At 57.7% G+C, this 20,015-nt stretch carries 15 protein-coding genes and 1 riboswitch; of the genes, 9 read left to right on the top strand and 6 right to left on the bottom strand.

Annotated elements, in window-relative coordinates; genetic code table 11:
* The first annotated feature begins 20 nt into the window (after nt 1–20).
* From metH to rluF, 3 genes are all read left to right on the top strand, one after another.
* Nucleotides 21–3,704: a methionine synthase gene (gene metH / locus RTM13_RS19020; RefSeq protein WP_312214197.1), complete on the top strand. Its 3,684-nt coding sequence runs from the start codon at nt 21–23 to the stop codon at nt 3,702–3,704.
* Between the two features lie 48 nt (nt 3,705–3,752).
* Nucleotides 3,753–5,384, top strand: a complete 1,632-nt coding sequence (locus RTM13_RS19015) for a Na/Pi cotransporter family protein (RefSeq protein ID WP_312214195.1) — start codon at nt 3,753–3,755, stop codon at nt 5,382–5,384.
* A gap of 107 nt (nt 5,385–5,491) precedes the next feature.
* Nucleotides 5,492–6,361: a 23S rRNA pseudouridine(2604) synthase RluF gene (rluF, locus tag RTM13_RS19010; protein WP_312214193.1), complete on the top strand. Its 870-nt coding sequence runs from the start codon at nt 5,492–5,494 to the stop codon at nt 6,359–6,361.
* Here rluF and RTM13_RS19005 read toward each other — a convergent pair whose 3' ends face one another.
* From RTM13_RS19005 to lysC, 3 genes are all read right to left on the bottom strand, one after another.
* Complete coding sequence (locus RTM13_RS19005; RefSeq protein WP_312214191.1) at nt 6,362–6,634, bottom strand: DUF3811 domain-containing protein; 273 nt, start codon at nt 6,632–6,634, stop codon at nt 6,362–6,364. It lies immediately after the preceding gene.
* Nucleotides 6,635–6,696: 62 nt separating this feature from the next.
* Nucleotides 6,697–7,641, bottom strand: coding sequence for a ketopantoate/pantoate/pantothenate transporter PanS (gene panS / locus RTM13_RS19000; protein ID WP_312214189.1), 945 nt, complete (start codon nt 7,639–7,641; stop codon nt 6,697–6,699).
* A gap of 99 nt (nt 7,642–7,740) precedes the next feature.
* Nucleotides 7,741–9,102, bottom strand: coding sequence for a lysine-sensitive aspartokinase 3 (gene lysC, locus RTM13_RS18995; RefSeq protein ID WP_312214187.1), 1,362 nt, complete (start codon nt 9,100–9,102; stop codon nt 7,741–7,743).
* A 90-nt stretch (nt 9,103–9,192) separates the two neighbouring features.
* Nucleotides 9,193–9,387: riboswitch (Lysine riboswitch) on the bottom strand.
* A 268-nt stretch (nt 9,388–9,655) separates the two neighbouring features.
* Here lysC and pgi point away from each other — a divergent pair.
* The 6 genes from pgi to psiE all read left to right on the top strand — a co-directional run bounded on the left by pgi (nt 9,656) and on the right by psiE (nt 15,927).
* Nucleotides 9,656–11,302 carry a glucose-6-phosphate isomerase gene (gene pgi, locus RTM13_RS18990; protein WP_312214185.1) on the top strand — a complete coding sequence of 549 codons (1,647 nt, stop codon included), beginning with the start codon at nt 9,656–9,658 and terminating at the stop codon, nt 11,300–11,302.
* Nucleotides 11,303–11,632: 330 nt separating this feature from the next.
* On the top strand, nt 11,633–11,875 hold the full coding sequence (gene yjbE / locus RTM13_RS18985) for an exopolysaccharide production protein YjbE (protein ID WP_144816784.1): 243 nt from the start codon (nt 11,633–11,635) through the stop codon (nt 11,873–11,875).
* A 61-nt stretch (nt 11,876–11,936) separates the two neighbouring features.
* Nucleotides 11,937–12,575 (top strand): YjbF family lipoprotein, encoded by a 639-nt coding sequence (locus RTM13_RS18980; protein ID WP_312214183.1) that lies wholly within the window; start codon nt 11,937–11,939, stop codon nt 12,573–12,575.
* A complete protein-coding gene (locus RTM13_RS18975) occupies nt 12,572–13,309 on the top strand; it encodes a capsule biosynthesis GfcC D2 domain-containing protein (protein ID WP_312214181.1) in 738 nt (245 codons plus the stop codon). Before RTM13_RS18980 ends, RTM13_RS18975 begins: the two co-directional genes overlap by 4 nt.
* Nucleotides 13,309–15,405 (top strand): YjbH domain-containing protein, encoded by a 2,097-nt coding sequence (locus RTM13_RS18970; RefSeq protein ID WP_312214179.1) that lies wholly within the window; start codon nt 13,309–13,311, stop codon nt 15,403–15,405. The genes RTM13_RS18975 and RTM13_RS18970 overlap by 1 nt, the downstream gene beginning before the upstream one ends.
* A 111-nt stretch (nt 15,406–15,516) precedes the next feature.
* Nucleotides 15,517–15,927 (top strand): phosphate-starvation-inducible protein PsiE, encoded by a 411-nt coding sequence (gene psiE, locus RTM13_RS18965; protein ID WP_312214177.1) that lies wholly within the window; start codon nt 15,517–15,519, stop codon nt 15,925–15,927.
* A 97-nt stretch (nt 15,928–16,024) separates the two neighbouring features.
* Here the strand turns inward: psiE and malG are convergent, their stop codons facing one another.
* From malG to malE, 3 genes are all read right to left on the bottom strand, one after another.
* Nucleotides 16,025–16,915 (bottom strand): maltose ABC transporter permease MalG, encoded by an 891-nt coding sequence (gene malG / locus RTM13_RS18960; RefSeq protein WP_312214175.1) that lies wholly within the window; start codon nt 16,913–16,915, stop codon nt 16,025–16,027.
* A gap of 12 nt (nt 16,916–16,927) precedes the next feature.
* A complete protein-coding gene (malF, locus tag RTM13_RS18955; RefSeq protein ID WP_312214173.1) occupies nt 16,928–18,472 on the bottom strand; it encodes a maltose ABC transporter permease MalF in 1,545 nt (514 codons plus the stop codon).
* Nucleotides 18,473–18,547: 75 nt separating this feature from the next.
* Complete coding sequence (gene malE, locus RTM13_RS18950; protein WP_312214171.1) at nt 18,548–19,738, bottom strand: maltose/maltodextrin ABC transporter substrate-binding protein MalE; 1,191 nt, start codon at nt 19,736–19,738, stop codon at nt 18,548–18,550.
* Nucleotides 19,739–20,015 lie beyond the last annotated feature (277 nt).

Genomic DNA, 20,015 nt, shown 5'->3' with positions numbered 1-20,015 from the left:
GAGCGTTGTCGGGAGCACGTGTGAGCAGCAAAGTTGATCAACTGCATCAGCAGTTAAAAGAGCGTATTCTGGTTCTGGATGGGGGCATGGGCACCATGATCCAGGGCTATCGTCTGAGTGAGCAGGATTTTCGCGGCGAGCGCTTCGCCGACTGGCCCTGCGATCTTAAAGGAAACAACGACCTGCTGGTGCTCAGCAAGCCGGAGGTGATCTCCGCGATCCACGACGCCTATTTTGCGGCGGGGGCCGATATCGTTGAGACCAACACCTTTAACTCGACGACGATTGCGATGGCGGACTACCAGATGGAGTCCCTGTCAGCAGAGATCAACCTTGCGGCGGCGAAGCTGGCCCGCGCCTGTGCCGATGAGTGGACCGCTCGCACGCCGGATAAGCCGCGCTACGTGGCCGGGGTGCTGGGCCCAACCAACCGCACCGCCTCTATCTCTCCGGACGTTAACGATCCGGCCTACCGCAACGTCACCTTTGACCAACTGGTCGCGGCGTACCGGGAGTCTACCCGGGCGCTGGTGGAGGGCGGCAGCGACCTGATTCTTATCGAAACTATCTTCGATACGCTCAATGCGAAAGCAGCCATTTTTGCAGTGAAAGCGGAGTTCGAGGCGTTGGGCGTTGAGCTGCCGATCATGATCTCCGGCACCATCACCGATGCCTCCGGACGCACGCTCTCCGGCCAGACTACCGAAGCATTCTATAACTCGCTTCGCCATGCTGATGCGCTTACCTTCGGGCTGAACTGCGCCCTGGGGCCGGATGAGCTGCGCCAGTACGTGCAGGAGCTGTCGCGCATTGCCGAATGCTACGTCACCGCTCACCCAAACGCCGGGCTGCCCAACGCCTTTGGCGAGTACGATCTCGACGCCGGGCCGATGGCCGCGCAGATCCGCGAGTGGGCCGAAGCGGGCTTCCTGAACATCGTGGGCGGCTGCTGCGGTACAACGCCGGAGCATATCGCCGCCATGAGCCGCGCCGTAGAAGGGCTGCCGCCGCGTCAGCTGCCCGATCTGCCGGTTGCCTGCCGTCTGGCGGGCCTGGAGCCGCTGAACATCGGCGACGATAGCCTGTTTGTGAACGTTGGCGAGCGTACCAACGTTACCGGCTCGGCAAAATTCAAGCGCCTGATTAAAGAAGAGAAGTACAGCGAGGCGCTGGACGTAGCGCGCCAGCAGGTGGAAAACGGCGCACAGATCATCGACATCAACATGGATGAGGGGATGCTCGACGCCGAGGCGGCGATGGTCAAGTTCCTCAACCTGATTGCCGGCGAGCCCGACATCGCTCGCGTGCCGATCATGATCGACTCCTCCAAGTGGGAGGTCATCGAGCAGGGGCTGAAGTGCATCCAGGGCAAAGGCATTGTTAACTCCATTTCGATGAAGGAGGGCGTTGAGGCCTTTGTCCACCATGCGAAGCTGGTGCGCCGCTACGGCGCTGCGATGGTGGTGATGGCCTTTGATGAGGTCGGCCAGGCCGACACACGCGAGCGGAAGATTGAGATCTGCCGCCGGGCCTACACCATTCTTACCCAGGATGTCGGTTTTCCACCGGAAGATATCATTTTTGACCCCAACATCTTTGCCGTGGCAACGGGCATCGATGAGCACAACAACTATGCCCAGGACTTTATCGGCGCGTGTGAAGACATCAAGCGCGAGCTGCCGCATGCCCTGATCTCCGGTGGCGTCTCCAACGTCTCGTTCTCCTTCCGTGGCAACGATCCGGTGCGTGAGGCGATCCATGCCGTCTTTCTCTACTACGCCATCCGCAACGGAATGGATATGGGGATCGTCAACGCCGGACAGCTGGCCATCTATGACGATCTGCCCGCCGAGCTACGCGATGCGGTCGAGGATGTAATCCTTAACCGTCGGGATGACAGTACCGAGCGCCTGTTGGATCTGGCTGAGAAATACAAAGGCAGCAAGAGCGACGATAGCGCGAATGCCCAGCAGGCGGAGTGGCGCTCCTGGGACGTCAAAAAGCGTCTCGAATACTCGCTGGTTAAAGGCATCACCGAGTTTATTGAGGAAGATACCGAAGAGGCGCGCCAGCAGGCCGAGCGCCCTATTCAGGTAATTGAAGGGCCGCTAATGGACGGCATGAACGTGGTGGGCGATCTCTTTGGGGAGGGGAAAATGTTCCTGCCGCAGGTGGTGAAATCCGCCCGCGTGATGAAGCAGGCGGTGGCCTATCTCGAACCCTTTATCGAAGCCAGCAAAGAGAAAGGCTCCAGCAACGGCAAGATGGTGATTGCTACCGTGAAGGGCGACGTGCATGACATCGGTAAAAACATCGTTGGCGTGGTATTGCAGTGTAATAACTACGAGATTGTCGATCTGGGCGTGATGGTGCCGACGGATAAAATCCTGAAAACCGCTCGGGAAGTGAATGCTGACCTGATTGGCCTCTCGGGGCTGATCACTCCCTCGCTGGATGAGATGGTCAACGTGGCGAAAGAGATGGAGCGTCAGGGCTTTACCATTCCGCTGCTGATTGGCGGGGCGACCACCTCGAAAGCGCATACGGCGGTGAAGATCGAGCAGAATTACAGCGGCCCAACGGTGTATGTGCAGAACGCCTCACGCACCGTGGGCGTAGTGTCGTCGCTGCTGTCGGCGACCCAGCGGGATGACTTCGTGGCCCGCACCCGCAAAGAGTATGAGACCGTGCGTATCCAGCACGGGCGTAAAAAACCGCGTACGCCGCCAGTAACGTTGCAGGCAGCGCGGGATAACGATCTGGCCTTCGATTGGGAGAGCTACACTCCGCCGGTGGCCCATCGTCTGGGGGTGCAGGAGGTGACCGCCAGCATTGAGACGCTGCGCAACTACATCGACTGGACGCCGTTCTTTATGACCTGGTCGCTGGCGGGCAAATACCCGCGCATTCTGGAAGATGAGATCGTTGGCGAAGAGGCGAAGCGCCTGTTTAAAGATGCGAACGAGATGCTCGACCAGCTCAGTGCGGAAAAACGTCTTAACCCGCGCGGCGTGGTGGGGCTGTTCCCGGCAAACCGCGTCGGCGATGACGTGGAGATCTACCGCGACCCTTCTCGTACCCAGGTGCTGACGGTTTCACGTCATCTGCGGCAGCAGACCGAAAAGGTGGGCTTTGCTAACTACTGCCTGGCCGATTTCGTCGCGCCGAAGCTGAGCGGCAAAGAGGACTATATCGGCGCGTTTGCCGTCACCGGCGGGCTGGAGGAGGATGCGCTGGCCGAGGCGTATGATGCGCAGCACGATGACTACAACAAGATCATGGTGAAGGCGATTGCCGACCGACTGGCTGAGGCTTTTGCAGAGTATCTTCACGAGCGCGTGCGCAAGGTCTACTGGGGCTATGCGCCGAACGAGAATCTCAGCAACGAGGAGCTGATCCGCGAAAACTATCAGGGGATCCGTCCTGCGCCAGGCTACCCGGCCTGTCCGGAGCATACCGAGAAGGGCACCATCTGGGAACTCCTTGACGTTGAGAAACACACCGGCATGAAGCTGACCGAATCCTTTGCCATGTGGCCCGGCGCATCGGTCTCCGGCTGGTACTTCAGCCACCCGGACAGCAAGTACTTTGCCGTGGCGCAGATCCAGCGTGACCAGGTCGAGGATTATGCCCAGCGGAAAGGGATGAGCGTGAGTGAGGTTGAGCGCTGGTTAGCGCCGAATCTCGGCTACGACGCGGACTGATTTACGTTAAGCTCTTATTACAGGAGAAAACAAAGAGGTTATAAATCCGTGCTGACGTTGCTACACCTGCTTTCCGCCGTTGCGCTGCTGGTCTGGGGCACGCACATCGTACGTACTGGCGTAATGCGCGTTTTTGGCGCGCGTTTGCGTACCGTGCTGGGCCGCAGCGTGGAGAAAAAACCGCTGGCCTTCTGCGCGGGCATTGGCGTCACCGCACTGGTGCAGAGCAGCAATGCCACCACCATGTTGGTCACCTCCTTTGTGGCCCAGGATCTGGTGGCCCTGACCCCGGCGCTGGTGATTGTACTGGGGGCAGACGTCGGTACCGCGCTGATGGCGCGGGTGCTTACCTTCGATCTCTCCTGGCTCTCGCCGCTACTGATTTTTCTTGGTGTTATCTTCTTCCTCGGGCGCAAGCAGTCCCGCGTTGGGCAGCTCGGGCGAGTCAGCATCGGTCTGGGCCTGATCCTGCTGGCGCTCGAGCTTATTGTGCAGGCCGTGACGCCGATAACCCAGGCCAGTGGCGTTAAGGTCATTTTCGCCTCGCTGACCGGCGATATCATGCTGGATGCGTTGATTGGCGCGGTCTTTGCCATCATCAGCTACTCAAGCCTTGCGGCGGTGCTGCTGACCGCAACGCTGACCGCGGCGGGGATCATCTCGTTTCCGGTGGCGCTGTGCCTGGTGATTGGTGCCAACCTTGGCTCGGGTCTGCTGGCGGTGCTGAATAACAGCGCCAGCAGCGCCGCTGCACGCCGTGTTGCAATGGGCAGCCTGCTCTTTAAGCTGGTGGGTAGCCTGCTGATCCTTCCCTTTGTGCATCCGCTGGCAGCGGTGCTGGACAGGCTGCCGCTACCGGATGCGGAGCTGGTGATCTACTTCCACGTCTTCTACAACCTGATCCGTTGCCTGGTGATGGTGCCGTTTGCCGGGCCGATGGCCCGCCTGTGCGAGCGGCTGATCCGCGACGAGCCTGAGCTGGATATGCGCCTGAAGCCGAAGCATCTCGATACCTCAGCGCTGGATACGCCCACGCTGGCGCTGGCTAACGCCGCCCGCGAATCGCTGCGCATGGGTGATGCCATGGAGCAGATGCTCGATGGCCTGAAGAAGATAATGCATGGCGAGCCACGCGAGGAGAAAGAGCTGCGCAAAATCGCCGACGACATCAACGTGCTTTATACCGCCATTAAGCTCTATCTGGCGCGGATGCCGAAGGATGAGCTGGCGGATGAAGAGTCGCGGCGCTGGGCGGAGATTATTGAGATGTCGCTCAACCTCGAGCAGGCATCAGACATTATCGAGCGGATGGGCAGCGAGATTGCTGATAAGTCGCTGGCCGCCCGGCGAGCCTTCTCCGTAGAGGGCCTTAACGAGCTGGATAGCCTGCTGGAGCAGCTGCGCAGTAATCTCCAGCTGGCGATGTCAGTCTTCTTCTCCAGCGACATGGCGGGTGCCCGCCGCCTGCGCCGCCGCAAGCACCGTTTCCGTATTCTTAACCGCCGTTACGCCCACGCTCACGTGGACCGTCTGCATCAGCAGAACGTACAGAGCATTGAAACCAGTTCGCTGCATCTGGGCCTGCTGGGCGATATGAAGCGCCTCAACTCGCTCTTCTGTGCGGTGGCCTACAGCGTGCTGGAGCAGCCGGATGAGGATGAGGAGCGCGGAGAGTATTAATTAAGACGCCGGATGGCGCTGCGCTTATCCGGCCTACTGTCAGTATCTATTTCCCTCTGGCACACAAAACGGCACCCAGGGTATATTTCGCCTTTACAGGAGAAACTATGCTGACACCACAATCTACCCGACTAAACAAATACATCAGCGAGAGCGGGATCTGCTCGCGTCGCGAAGCCGATCGCTACATTGAGCAGGGCAACGTCTTTATCAACGGCAAACGTGCCGGAATAGGGGATCAGGTTGTCGCTGGCGACGTGGTCAAGGTCAACGGCCAGCTTATCGAGCCTCGGGAAGAGGACGATCTGGTGTTTATCGCGTTGAACAAGCCGGTGGGGATTGTCAGCACCACGGAAGATAGTGAAAGAGACAATATCGTCGATTTCGTTAACCACAGCAGCCGTATTTTCCCCATTGGTCGCCTGGATAAAGATTCACAGGGGCTGATCTTCCTTACCAACCACGGCGATCTGGTAAACAAAATTCTGCGGGCCGGTAACGATCACGAGAAAGAGTATGTGGTCACGGTGAATAAACCGATCACGGACGAGTTTATTCGCGGCATGGGCGCAGGTGTACCGATTCTGGGAACGGTAACCAAGAAGTGTAAAGTCAAAAAAGAGGCGCCGTTTGCCTTCCGTATTACCCTGGTTCAGGGCTTAAACCGTCAGATCCGCCGGATGTGTGAGCACTTTGGCTTTGAAGTGACGAAGCTTGAACGTACGCGCATCATGAACGTCAGCCTGTCCGGTATCCCGGTAGGCGAGTGGCGCGATCTCACCGGCGATGAGCTGATTGAGCTGTTCAAGCTTATCGAAAATTCATCGTCAGAGGCGAAGCCGAAAGCGAAGGCTAAACCGAAAACCCCAGCGGTTAAAAGACCGGTGGTGAAAGCACCTCAGGCGGAAGAGAAAGGACGCGGCAAGCCGGCCGGGAAACGCTTTACCCAGCCTGGGCGCAAAAAGAAAGGGCGCTAATCAGCGCCTTCCCCGGGTTGATGTATTGGCTGACCATGAGAAGGTCGTCTCTGCATCGGGTTTATAAGCCTGCTCTTTTTTTAACTTGCGGGCTTTTTTCGCTTCGGTTTCACGTAGCGCCATCAGCTTGTCGATGTACTCTTTTTTTACCTGGTTGGTTTCGGCATTGGTCAGGGTACGTCCATGGGCGATACGGGCGCGATCCAGCAGGGTTTTCAGCTCGCGCTGCTCGCTCTCCGTCATATCTTTTTGAGTCAGTCTGGGTGTAGCCATCGCTGAAGCCTCCTGTAGAAGAGGCTTCAGTGTAAAGCATGCCTGACCCGGCGCGAAGCGAATTAACTCTCTTTCACCGCCTCTCTTCTTTTCTGCTTATCGAGCGGTTTGCCCGACCAGTAACCCGCCAACAGCGAGCCGGAGAGGTTGTGCCAGACCGAGAAGAGCGCGCCAGGCAGAGCCGCCAGCGGTGAGAAGTAGATCTTACCCAGCGCGGCGGCGAGGCCCGAGTTCTGCATTCCCACCTCAATCGCCAGCGTCCGGCAGGTAGATTCGTCAAAGCCAAACAGCTTCCCGCCCCAGTAGCCGCTCAGCAGGCCAATCGTGTTGTGCAGGATCACCGCGACGATCACCATGAAGCCGACGGAGGCGATGTGCGATGCCGAGCCCGCCACTACCGCGCTAATGATTGCCAGAATGCAGACCATCGAAAAGGCCGGCAGATACGGCTCTACTGCTTTCACCAGACGCGGGAAGAGGTGATGAACAATCAGCCCCAGGCCAATAGGGATCACCACGATTTGCAGAATGCTGAGCAGCATCCCCATCACATCCACCTGAATGTGGGCATCCACGTAGAGGCGCGTTAGCAGCGGCGTTGCTATCACGCCCACCAACGTGGAGACCGACGAGATAGTTACCGATAGCGCCACGTCCCCCTTCGCCAGATAGATCATGACGTTGGAGGCCGTGCCGCTGGCAACGCTGCCCACCAGCACCATCCCGGCGGAGAGATCCGGCGGCATCTTAAAGAGCATCGCCAGCAGCCAGGCGGCGAAGGGCATCACCAGGTAGTGGAGAAAAGTACCCGCCGCGACGGGAGCCGGACGTGACAGAACACGTTTGAAATCATCAAGCTTCAGGTGCACGCCCATGCCGAACATGATCAGCATCAGCAGCGTGGTCACCCACGGTCCGATTGGAGTAAAGGTGGCGGGGGTGTAATACGCGAGAACGGAGAGCAGCAGCGCCCACAGGGGGAACAGCCGCGTAATGGCGGTTAACATGTGTATTCCTTGCAGTATTGTCGTGTTGTTGTGTCGTCTAGTTATAAAAAAGCCGGGTTCAAGCCCGGCTATAGGTATTTTTTATCGTGCGCTGGAATTTTATTCAAACAAATTATGATGCAGCTTCTGCACAACCTGTTCGGCTTCTGCACCCGGCACCAGGAAGCAGAGGTTATGGCTGGATGCGCCATAGCAGATCATGCGGATGTTAAACGGATCGAGCACGCCAAACACCTCTTTGCCCACGCCGCAGGCTTTCGACAGATCGTTGCCAATCAGCGCCACCAGAGCGAGGTTCTCTTCAACTTCCACACGACAGAGAGAGGACAGCTCGGTCAGCAGCCCCTGGGTGAGGAGCGTATCGCCCGTAGAGGTAGAGCCGGTAGTGTCCAGCGTCAGGGCCACGCTCACTTCCGAGGTGGTGATCAGGTCGACGGAGATATTGTGGCGCGCCAGCATACCAAATACTTCGGCCAGGAAGCCGCGAGAGTGGAGCATATTCAGGCTGTGCAGCGTCACCAGCGTCTGCTTACGGCGCAGCGCGAGGGCGCGGAACAGCGGCGGATTGTCGGTCTTATTACAGACCAGCGTGCCGCCCGCTTTAGGATCCTTACTGGAGCCAACAAATACCGGGATATCGCTGCGCACCGCAGGCAATAGGGTGGCCGGATGCAGCACTTTCGCACCGAAGGTCGCCATCTCAGCAGCCTCTTCGAAGGCGATCTCGTCGATACGCTTCGCAGCCGGCACGACGCGCGGATCGGTGGTGTAGATGCCGGGAACGTCAGTCCAGATATCCACCCGCGACGCATGCAGCGCTTCGCCCAGCAGGGCGGCGGTGTAGTCGCTGCCGCCACGGCCCAGCGTGGTGGTGCGTCCCTTCGGCTCGCTGCCGATAAAGCCTTGCGTCACCACTAAACCTTCGCTCAGGCGCGGCGCCAGCTGCTGGGTTGCCAGCTCGGCCAGCGCGGCAATGTCTGGCTCGGCGCGGCCAAAGCGATCGCTGGTGCGCATCACTTTACGCACGTCAAACCACTGTGCCTGTACGCTACGCTCGCGCAACACCTCAACAAACAGCAGGGTCGACATCAGCTCGCCGTGGCTCACCAGCTCATCCGTCAGTGCGGTAGAGGTAGCAAGGGAGGCGGCTTCCGCCAGGGTGGTAATATTTTCCAGCAGGCGTTCGATCTCCTCGCGGATGACGGCAGGGCGCGTCAGGCGCTCAAGGATATCGAACTGAATTTTGCGAATGGCGTCGAGCTTCACGAAGCGCTCGCTGGCCTCCAGCCCTTCGGCGAGGGCCACCAACAGGTTGGTCACCCCCGCAGAGGCGGAGAGCACTACCAGGCGAACGCTGGCGTCGGAGAGCACCACGTCGGCGCTGCGGTTCATGGCCTCGAAATCGGCGACGCTTGTCCCACCAAATTTAGCAACAACAAGCGGGGAAACTGCTTTGATCATAACAACCTCGTATCAGGTGCAAATGTTCAGCCCTGGGACAAGGAGAGAGCGAAAAACGGGGTAGGCGCAGAGCAATGAACTACTACGATTACACCCAGAAGCGCTCCACCTTGCGAGACGCACGACTGCGAACGTCTCTGGTGACAGCCCAGGGGATTCAGCCCCTGCAGCCGATGGCAAGCGCGGCCAGACGCTCTACCACCTCGGCGTTGTTCCCCCTCCTGTGCTCTCTGTGGACTGGCTCCTCAAGCACACTAACCTGGACGACGCGCCTCTTCTGGCTATTCCCTATGGGAATACATACTTTGATAACATAAGTAATCCTTTATAAATAAAGGTTTCCAGGGGGCGCTGTCAACGCTGCGGTTATGCGGATTTTTCATGTTCAGGGTTATCCCAGGAAAATATCTTATAAACGCTATACTTTGCCCTGTTCCGTTCTTATGAGTGCATGGCTGCCCCTTGCGGGCAAAAGCATAAAAACCGTCACAATTTTCGTCCGCAGGCGCTACAATCGACCGCAGTTAGGATCCTAAATCAGAAGAGTATTGCTATGAAAAATATCAACCCAACGCAGACTTCTGCCTGGCAGGCACTACAGAAACACTTCGATGAAATGAAAGAGGTCACTATCGCCGAGCTGTTCGCCAGCGATAGCGATCGCTTCAGCAAATTCTCCGCGACCTTTAACGATCAGATGCTGGTGGACTTCTCCAAAAACCGCATCAATGAAGAGACGCTGAGCAAGCTGCTGGACTTAGCAAAAGAGACCGAACTGGCCGACGCGATCAAATCCATGTTCTCCGGCGAGAAGATCAACCGCACCGAGGATCGTGCGGTACTGCACGTTGCGCTGCGTAACCGTAGCAACACGCCAATTATTGTCGACGGCAAAGACGTGATGCCGGAAGTGAACGCCGTGCTGGAGAAGATGAAATCCTTCTCTGAAGCCATCATCTCCGGCCAGTGGAAAGGCTACACCGGCAAACCGATCACCGACGTGGTGAACATCGGCATCGGTGGCTCCGACCTCGGTCCGTTCATGGTGACCGAGGCGCTGCGCCCGTACAAAAATCACCTGAACATGCACTTTGTCTCTAACGTCGACGGCACGCATATCGCTGAAGTGCTGAAGAAGGTTAATCCTGAATCTACGCTCTTCCTGGTGGCGTCCAAAACCTTCACTACTCAGGAGACCATGACCAACGCCCACAGCGCGCGCGACTGGTTCCTGAAAACGGCCGGTGACCAGCAGCACGTGGCGAAACACTTTGCTGCACTCTCCACCAACGCGAAAGCGGTGGGCGAGTTTGGTATCGATACCGCCAACATGTTTGAGTTCTGGGACTGGGTCGGCGGCCGCTACTCCCTGTGGTCGGCGATTGGCCTGTCCATCATTCTCTCCGTGGGCTACGACAACTTTGTTGAGCTGCTCTCCGGTGCGCATGCCATGGATCAGCACTTCGCCACTACCCCGGCAGAGAAAAACCTGCCGGTGCTGCTGGCGCTGATTGGTATCTGGTACAACAACTTCTTCGGCGCAGAGACAGAAGCGATTCTGCCTTACGACCAGTATATGCACCGCTTCGCGGCCTACTTCCAGCAGGGCAATATGGAGTCCAACGGCAAATACGTTGACCGTAACGGTAACGCCGTAGACTACCAGACCGGCCCAATCATCTGGGGTGAGCCAGGCACCAACGGCCAGCACGCCTTCTATCAGCTGATCCATCAGGGAACCAAGATGGTACCGTGCGACTTTATCGCGCCGGCCATCACCCATAACGCGCTGTCGGATCACCACCAGAAGCTGCTCTCTAACTTCTTCGCCCAGACCGAAGCGCTGGCGTTTGGTAAATCCCGCGATGTGGTTGAGCAGGAGTATCGCGATCAGGGTAAAGATCCGGCCACGCTGGAGCACGTTGTGCCGTTTAAGGTGTTTGAAGGCAATCGTCCGACTAACTCCATCCTGCTGCGTGAAATTACCCCGTTCAGCCTGGGGTCGCTGATTGCGCTCTATGAGCACAAAATCTTCACCCAGGGCGCAATCCTCAACATCTTCACCTTCGACCAGTGGGGCGTGGAGCTGGGTAAACAGCTGGCTAACCGTATTCTGCCGGAGCTGGGTGATGAAAGTGATATCAACAGCCACGATAGCTCAACCAATGGCTTAATTAACCGCTATAAATCCTGGCGTTAATATTACTTAAGTCATAATAAATAAAAGTGCCGGCATTACGCCGGCATTTTTTATGGGGTTGAGTTTATTCCGAAAATCGTCAATCCCAGATTATGGGTCTATTAAACTTTTAGGAGTAAACGGATATTGTAGTTTCTGATTTCTATTTCAACTATTTGATTTTTAATATCATATAATAATTTTATGCTCAAATATTCATCTGTTTCCATTTATCCTAAAACCCACTCTCTAATTCCCTGTGACGACAATCACGCTTATCGGTTGTGTATACTCGACTGCGCCTGACTCCGTTCAGGTAAATATCCATTCATTCAATGAAGGGAAATTGATATGCATAAAGTCCTGTATGGCATTTTTGCCATCACCGCGCTTGCCGCGACCTCTGCTTATGCCGCTCCGGTACAAGTAGGTGACGCAGCAGGGTCGGCGGCAACGTCGGTCTCGGCGGGAAGCTCTTCCGCGACCAGCGTTAGCACCGTCAGCTCAGCGGTAGGCGTCGCCCTGGCGGCGACCGGTGGCGGCGATGGTTCTAATACCGGAACCACCACCACCACAACGACCAGCACTCAGTAATCACTAGTGCTTTAACTCTAACCACACTTCGGTGTGGTTATTTTGCCCCTGGAGAATTGTCGTGAAGCGACCGGGAATTATTCTGCTTTGTCTGCTGCTGCAGGCGTGCTCCGGCACGACTAAAGGGCTGGGCGGTGCGCTGTGGGACAGTATGTTTGGCACCCCCGGCGTGCATCTCACCGATGAAGATATTCAGGATATGCCCTACGCCAGCCAGTATATGCAGCTGAACGGCGGTCCTCAGCTCTTTGTGGTGCTCGCCTTTTCCGAAAACGGCCAGCAGAAGTGGGCGACCCAGGACCAATCTATTCTGGTGACCCAGCATGGCCGCTTCGTAAAAACCCAGCTTCCCGGCGATAACCTGCTTGAGGTGAACAACCTGGCGGCGGATCCGCTGATTAAACCGAACCGCATTACCGATGGCGCAGACTGGACGCGAACTCTGGGCTGGACCGAGCATGGCCAGGTGCGCTACGCCACCGCCCGCTCGCAGTTCCGCTGGGCCGGGCAGGATACGGTAGCGGTGGGCAGCGACGTCACTATCGTGCGCGTGCTGGAAGAGCACGTTGAGACCGAGCAAAAAACCTGGACTAACCGTTTCTGTATAGACAGCGACGGGCAGATCCGGCGCTCGCTACAGTACCTTGGCGCGGACTGGTTCCCGGTAGAGACCACGCTCATCAAGGCGGCAAAACAATGAAGCTAACCGTAATCGCCTCGCTGCTGTTAAGCCTTGCCCCTGCCTTCGCTTTCGCAGCGGGCACCGTTAAGGTCTACACCCCAGAAAGCGCAGAGCCTAAGACGCTGACCGATGCCGCGCACCTCATCGATTTAGTAGGTCAGCCCCGGCTGGCCAACAGCTGGTGGCCGGGCGCGGTCATTAGCGAGCAGCACTCTACCCAGCGCGAAGCGCAGCGGCACCGGGCGCTGCTGGCGCGTCTGGCAGCCCTCGCTGCGGATGAAGAGGGGGATGATGCCGCCGCAATTAACGCTCTCCGTCAGCAGCTGCAGGGCATCAAGGTTACGGGACGCCAGCTGGTGCCCCTCGATCCGGATCGGGTCCGGGTTCAGCCCGGCGCGAACCCGCCGCTGGAGGGGGAGTACACCCTGTGGGTCGGCACGCAGCCCTCTACGGTTACCGTATTGGGACTGGTGAGTAGCCCTGGCAAAAAGCCGTTCACGCCGGGACGCGACGTGGCGGGATATTTAGATGAGATGGGCCTGCTGAGCGGGGCCGATCGCAATACGGCATGGGTGATCTATCCCGATGGCCGCACTCAGAGCGTGCCGGTGGCCTACTGGAACAAACGCCATGTGGAACCCATGCCGGGCAGTACGATTTTTGTTGGCTTTGCTGAAAGCGTCTGGACGAAAAGCCGGGACGGCATAAATGCCGATATTCTCACCTCCCTGACGCATCGGATACCGGATTAATGAAGAAAATTTCTCTGTATAGCCTGCTGGCGCTAAGCGTCAGCGCCGCCTGCCATGCGGAAACGTATCCGGCGCCGTCTGGTCCTACCCAGACCGACTTTGGCGGCGTGGGGCTGCTGCAAACCCCCACCGCCCGGATGGCGCGTGAGGGTGAGATCAGCCTTAACTATCGCGATAACGATCAGTACCGCTACTACTCCGGCTCGATTCAGCTCTTTCCGTGGCTGGAGACGACCCTGCGCTACACCGACGTGCGCACCCGGCAGTACAGCAGCGTGGACGCCTTCTCTGGCGATCAGACCTACAAAGATAAAGCGTTCGATCTCAAGCTGCGCCTGTGGGAAGAGGGGTATTGGCTGCCGCAGGTGGCGGTGGGCGCGCGGGATATCGGCGGCACAGGGCTGTTCGATGCCGAGTACCTCGTGGCCAGCAAGGCCTGGGGGCCGTTTGATTTTTCCCTCGGGCTGGGCTGGGGCTACCTCGGCACGGCAGGCAATATCAAAAACCCGCTCTGCTCCTACGATGAGAAATATTGCTACCGCGATAACAGCTACAACCAGGCCGGCTCTATTGACGGGAGCGAGATGTTCCACGGCCCGGCATCACTGTTCGGTGGCGTAGAGTACCAGACGCCGTGGCAGCCGCTGCGCCTGAAGCTGGAGTATGAAGGCAACAACTATCAGCAAGATTTTGCCGGCCGCCTGCCGCAGCGCAGCAAGTTTAACGTTGGGGCCACCTACCGCGTGGCGGACTGGGCCGACGTTAACCTGAGCTACGAGCGCGGCAATACGGTGATGTTTGGCTTTACCCTACACGCCAACTTCAATGACCTGCGCCCCTCTTACAACGATAATGCCCGCCCGCAGTATGAGCCGCAGCCGCAGGACGCCATTATGCAGCACTCGGTGGTCGCCAATCAGCTTACGCAGCTGAAGTACAACGCCGGGCTGGCGGATCCGAAGATCCAGGTGAAAGGCGATACGCTTTACGTCACCGGCGAGCAGGTGAAGTATCGCAATACCGAGGAGGGCATTGAGCGGGCGAATCGAATTATCGCTAACGATCTGCCGGACGGCGTAAAAACCATCCGCGTGACCGAGAACCGTCTCAACCTGCCGCAGGTGACCACCGAAACCGACGTGGCGAGCCTGCAACGTCATCTGGCAGGGGAGCCGCTGGGGCATGAGACGACCCTGGTGCAGAAACGCGTTGAGCCGGTGGTGCCAGAGAGTACCGAGCAGGGCTGGTATATGGAGAAATCCCGCTTCGATTTCCATATCGATCCGGTGCTGAACCAGTCCGTAGGCGGCCCGGAGAGCTTCTATATGTACCAGCTTGGGGTGATGGCGACTGCCGATCTCTGGCTGACCGACCACCTGCTGACTACCGGCAGTCTGTTTGGCAACATCGCCAACAACTACGACAAATTCAACTACACCGATCCGCCGGACGACTCTCATCTGCCTCGCGTGCGTACCCACGTGCGCGACTACGTAGCGAATGACTACTACGTTAACAACTTACAGGCCAACTACTTCCAGTATCTTGGCAACGGGTTCTATGGTCAGGTATACGGCGGTTATCTGGAGACGATGTACGGCGGAGCCGGGGCCGAGGTGCTCTGGCGACCGGTGGACAGCAACTGGGCGTTTGGTATAGATGCCAACTACGTCAAGCAGCGCGACTGGCGCAGCGCGAAGGAGATGATGAAGTTCACCGACTACAGTGCGAAGACCGGCCACCTGACTGCCTACTGGACGCCATCCTTTGCTCAGGACGTGCTGATTAAAGCCAGCGTCGGGCAGTATCTGGCCGGGGATAAGGGCGGCACGCTGGAGGTATCGAAACACTTCGATAGCGGCGTCGTCGTGGGCACTTATGCCACGCTGACCAACGTGTCACCGGACGAGTACGGGGAGGGGGATTTCACCAAAGGGGTCTACGTATCGATTCCGCTGGATCTCTTTGCCGCTGGCCCAACCCGCAGCCGGGCGGCTATCGGCTGGACGCCGCTTACTCGTGACGGTGGCCAGCAGCTTGGGCGTAAGTTCCAGCTGTATGACATGACCAGCGATCGGAGCGTGAACTTCCGTTAATGCTGAGCCGGGCGGCGCAACGCTGCCCGGCCATACCATAAGTAAAGAATCTAGATCTGGATCACACTTCTGCGCTATACATAGAGCTCGCCACTGAGAATGAGGTGCCGTATGACATCGCTTATTCGTCCACGCGTTGAGTTCATCTCCACCATCCTGCAAACCGTCCTGAATCTTGGGCTGCTGAGCCTTGGCCTGATCCTGGTTGTCTTTCTCGGTAAAGAGACGGTGCACCTTGCGGACGTGCTCTTTGCGCCCGAGCAGACCAGCAAATATGAGCTGGTTGAGGGGCTGGTGGTCTACTTCCTCTACTTCGAATTTATCGCCCTGATTGTTAAGTATTTTCAGTCCGGTTTTCACTTCCCACTACGCTACTTTGTCTACATCGGCATTACCGCCATCGTACGGCTGATCATTGTCGATCATAAAACGCCAATGGACGTGCTGATCTACTCCGGCGCGATCCTGCTGCTGGTGATCACCCTCTGGCTCTGCAACTCGAAACGGCTGAAGCGGGAGTAAAAAAATGGCGCTCCGAAGAGCGCCAATAACAGTCACAAGTCAAAGTACAAACGGATAGATCAAGATTGAGGATAACAGTGGCATTACATGATGAAATCTAGCCTTTCACCCCGCCTGCCGTCAGGCCGTTAACCAGCCAGCGCTGGGCCAGCAGGAAGACAAGGGTAATCGGAATAGCAGAGAGCACCGCCGCCGCGGCAAAATCGCCCCACAGGTAGTTTTGCGGGTTGAGATACTGCTGCATGCCCACCGCCAGGGTATAGCTGTTAACGTCGCGCAGCAGCAGCGAGGCCACCGGCACTTCGGTAATAGCGGCGATAAACGACAGAATAAACACTACCGCCAGAATCGGCACCGAGAGCGGCAGCAGCACCAGACGGAACGCCTGCCACGGCGTCGCGCCATCCAGCGAGGCAGCCTCCTCCAGCGAATTATCGATGGTTTCAAAATAGCCCTTGATGGTCCAGACATGCAGGGCGATACCACCCAGATAGGCAAAGATTACTCCACCGTGGGTGTTGAGGCCGATAAAGGGCACGTACTGGCCCAGGCGATCAAACAGGGCATAGAGCGCCACCAGAGAGAGCACCGCCGGGAACATCTGGAAAATCAGCATCCCTTTCAGCAACGCCGACTTACCGGTAAAGCGCATGCGGGCAAATGCGTAGGCGCAGGTGGTAGAGAGCACCACAATACCCACCGCCGTGATACCAGCGATTTTTACCGAGTTCCACAGCCACAGCAGCACCGGGAACGGCGGCGGGGTAACGCGGCCATCTGCGTGCTCAACGCTGAAGCCCAGCGCCAGACGCCAGTGTTCCCAGGAGATCTGGTCCGGGATCAGGCTGCCGGTCGCGAAGTTACCGGGGCGTAGCGAGATGGCGATGACCATCAGCAGCGGGAACATGATCGCCGCGATAAAAATTAGCAGGCCGGCGTGAGTCGCAAATAGACGTAGCTTTTGAGATTTGGGTTGTACCATAGCCATAATCTCTCTCCCTTAATCAAATTTCATGCGCGTGGCTTTTAGGTTCACAATCGCCAGCGCACCCACCAGCAGGAAGATCAGCGTGGCAATGGCCGCTGCGAGGCCGAAATCCTGGCCGCCGCCGCCTTCAAAGGCGATGCGGTAGGTATAGCTCACCAGCAGATCGGTATAGCCGGCGGGGGTGGTTGTCCCCAGGCGATCCGGACCACCGTTGGTCAGAAGCTGGATCAGCACGAAATTATTAAAGTTAAACGCAAAGCTGGCGATCATCAGCGGCGTGAGCGGCACGATCAGCAGCGGCAGGGTGATGCGGAAGAAGTTCTGCATCGGTCCCGCACCGTCCATTGCCGAGGCTTCATAGAGATCGTCAGGGATTGCTTTCAACAGGCCCATGCAGAGGATCATCATGTAGGGATAGCCGAGCCAGGTGTTAACGATTACCACCATTGCGCGGGCGGTGGTCGGATCGCTAAACCAGGCGGGCTTGGTGCCGAACAGCGCCCCCAGCATCATGTTGATCTCGCCGAAGCTCTGGTTAAACAGCCCCTTGAAGATCAGAATCGAGATAAACGACGGTACGGCATAGGGCAGGATCAGCAGCACCCGGTAGATCGCTTTGCCGCGCAGGGCTTCCCACTGCACGAGGCACGCCAGCACCATGCCAACCGCCACGGTCAGCACCACCGTCAGCAGCGAGAAGACGACGGTCCAGACGAAGATCGCCAGGAACGGCTTCTGAATGCCTTCGTCGGTGAAGACGCGCATAAAGTTATCCCAGCCGATGGTCACGGTATAGCCTGGGCTGAGGCGCTCGCTTTCCCAGCCGCCATCGGCGTTGACGGCCTGATAGAAACCGACATCGTTATTGGGACGGTATTTAACGCCGCTCTGGTTGTTGGTGAGCGTGCCGTCGTCGGCGAGGGTATAGAGCGGGCGCGTGCCGGAGAACTGGCGCAGAGAGCTCATCACCACGTGGCTCTCATCCGGCAGCACGGCGGTAAGCTGCGTCAGCGCCTGGCGCTGCTGGGTAATGACGCGCAGGTTGGCGCGTTCGCCCGCAGGCAGGGCCGCCGCCTCTTTCAGGGGCAGCGTCTGCTCGCCGCCAGGCGTAAAAGGTTCCGAAACGTAATGCTTGTCGCTCTCACCGTCAGTCAGCACCAGCTGCCATTTATTCTCTGCCGGGTAGAGGCCAAAGTTAAAGGTTTTACCCGCCTGATAGACGCGATCCATCAGCACGTCGCGAACGCGCTCCTGCGCCAGCTGGTTGGTGCTGCTGTAGTTAGTAAAGGCAATAGCAATGGTGCAGATAAGCGGAAAGAGAACAAACAGGCCCATCCCGGCGAGACCAGGGTAGACATAGCGCCAGGCGTAAGCTTTACGATTGGCGAAAATATAGAGGCCCACCGAGCTTAAGATCAGCGTCGTGATGGCAAACAGGTACTCTCCCTGGGCGTACATCAAAACCACAAGATAGCCCACCAGCAGCCCAAGCAGGGCGATCGCCGACCACTTCAGCGCGTTGCTTTGCCACCAGGCACTCTTTTTAACGACATCCATGAGACACTTCCTCAACAACCGTGGAAAACATTGTCAGTTGTAGGGCGGGTAGCGACGCGCCACCCGCCATTTTTGTTACTTGGTAATACGTCCCTGCGCATCTTTCAGGGCGGCATCCACGGTCTGACGACCGCTGGCGGCGTTGATCACCGCCGTACGCACCGCGTACCAGAAGGCTGCCATCTGCGGAACGTTCGGCATGATTTCGCCCTTCTCGGCGTTGCTCATGGTGGCGGCAATACGTGGATCTTTCGCTAACGTCTCCTGGAAGGATTTCAGCGCCACGGCACCCAGCGGCTTATCTTTATTAACCGCGTCCAGACCCTGGTCGGTCAGCAGGTAGTTTTCAATAAACTCCTTCGCCAGCTCTTTGTTCGGGCTGGCGGCGTTGATGCCCGCGCTCAACACGCCAACGAACGGTTTCGACGGCTTGCCCTTGAAGGTCGGCAGCAGCGTCACGCCGTAGTTCACCTTGCTCTTGTCGATGTTTGACCACGCCCACGGACCGTTGATGGTCATCGCGGTTTCGCCTTTATTAAAGGCCGCTTCGGCGATGGAGTAGTCAGTGTCCGCGTTCATCTGTTTGTTTTTGATCAGATCAACCAGGAAGCCCAGACCCGCTTTGGCTCCAGCGTTATCCACGCCCACGTCCTTCACGTCATACTTGCCGTCGGCAAGCTTAAAGGCGTAACCACCATCGGCGGCGATCAGCGGCCAGGTGAAGTACGGCTCCTGCAGGTTGAACATCAGCGCGCTCTTGCCTTTCGCCTTCAGCTCTTTATCCAGCGCTGGGATCTCTTCCCAGGTTTTTGGCGGGTTCGGCACCAGGTCTTTGTTATAGATCAGCGACAGGGCTTCAACGGAGATCGGATAGGCGATCAGCTTGCCGTTGTAGCGTACCGCGTCCCAGGTGAACGGGAAGAGCTTGTCCTGGAAGGCTTTGTCCGGGGAAATTTCGGCCAGCAGGCCTGACTGGGCATAGCCACCAAAACGGTCATGCGCCCAGAGGATAATATCCGGACCATCACCGGTCGCCGCCACCTGCGGGTATTTCTCTTCCAGCTTATCCGGATGCTCAACGGTGACCTTAATCCCGGTATCCTTCTCGAATTTCTGGCCGACTTCCGCGAGGCCGTTATAGCCTTTGTCGCCGTTGATCCAGATCACCAGCTTGCCTTCTTCAATTTTGGCGAGGGCCGAGGCGGAAAACATCATCGTCGTCAGCGCGGAGAGCGCAAGAATGCGAGCGCCAGTTTTCATGTTCATAAATCCCGTCCTTTAGGTAGCGATAAATTGACGCCTATCAGTCTCCTGGTTTGACAAGCGCTTCTCATCCTCCCCCGGCCTACGCCCTGCCACCGCGATGTGTGATCTTTGTTACATAAAACAGAGTTATGCGTACCGGCGCACACAAAAGCACCGCAATTTTTGCAGGCGGCATCACGAAAATTGCCCGCCGCCCGCGGCCCCGGTGGCAGAGCGGGGCCGCTCATCCTCCCGTCTCCTCCCCCATAAAAAACCGGGGGGCGGAGGATTCGCCTGA

This window comes from Pseudescherichia sp., from assembly GCF_031979925.1.
In the GTDB taxonomy this organism is placed as follows: Bacteria; Pseudomonadota; Gammaproteobacteria; order Enterobacterales; family Enterobacteriaceae; genus Pseudescherichia.
The sequence above is the reverse complement of the archived record's forward strand: the minus strand, read 5'-3'. Positions and strand labels throughout refer to the sequence as shown.

Excerpts from the sequence above, each read along its gene's own strand:
- rluF (WP_312214193.1), top strand. The coding sequence starts at position 5,492 with ATGCTGACACCACAATCTACCCGACTAAACAAATACATCAGCGAGAGC.
- RTM13_RS19005 (WP_312214191.1), bottom strand. The coding sequence starts at position 6,634 with ATGGCTACACCCAGACTGACTCAAAAAGATATGACGGAGAGCGAGCAG.
- panS (WP_312214189.1), bottom strand. The coding sequence starts at position 7,641 with ATGTTAACCGCCATTACGCGGCTGTTCCCCCTGTGGGCGCTGCTGCTC.
- lysC (WP_312214187.1), bottom strand. The coding sequence starts at position 9,102 with ATGATCAAAGCAGTTTCCCCGCTTGTTGTTGCTAAATTTGGTGGGACA.
- pgi (WP_312214185.1), top strand. The coding sequence starts at position 9,656 with ATGAAAAATATCAACCCAACGCAGACTTCTGCCTGGCAGGCACTACAG.
- yjbE (WP_144816784.1), top strand. The coding sequence starts at position 11,633 with ATGCATAAAGTCCTGTATGGCATTTTTGCCATCACCGCGCTTGCCGCG.
- RTM13_RS18975 (WP_312214181.1), top strand. The coding sequence starts at position 12,572 with ATGAAGCTAACCGTAATCGCCTCGCTGCTGTTAAGCCTTGCCCCTGCC.
- RTM13_RS18970 (WP_312214179.1), top strand. The coding sequence starts at position 13,309 with ATGAAGAAAATTTCTCTGTATAGCCTGCTGGCGCTAAGCGTCAGCGCC.
- psiE (WP_312214177.1), top strand. The coding sequence starts at position 15,517 with ATGACATCGCTTATTCGTCCACGCGTTGAGTTCATCTCCACCATCCTG.
- malG (WP_312214175.1), bottom strand. The coding sequence starts at position 16,915 with ATGGCTATGGTACAACCCAAATCTCAAAAGCTACGTCTATTTGCGACT.
- malF (WP_312214173.1), bottom strand. The coding sequence starts at position 18,472 with ATGGATGTCGTTAAAAAGAGTGCCTGGTGGCAAAGCAACGCGCTGAAG.
- malE (WP_312214171.1), bottom strand. The coding sequence starts at position 19,738 with ATGAACATGAAAACTGGCGCTCGCATTCTTGCGCTCTCCGCGCTGACG.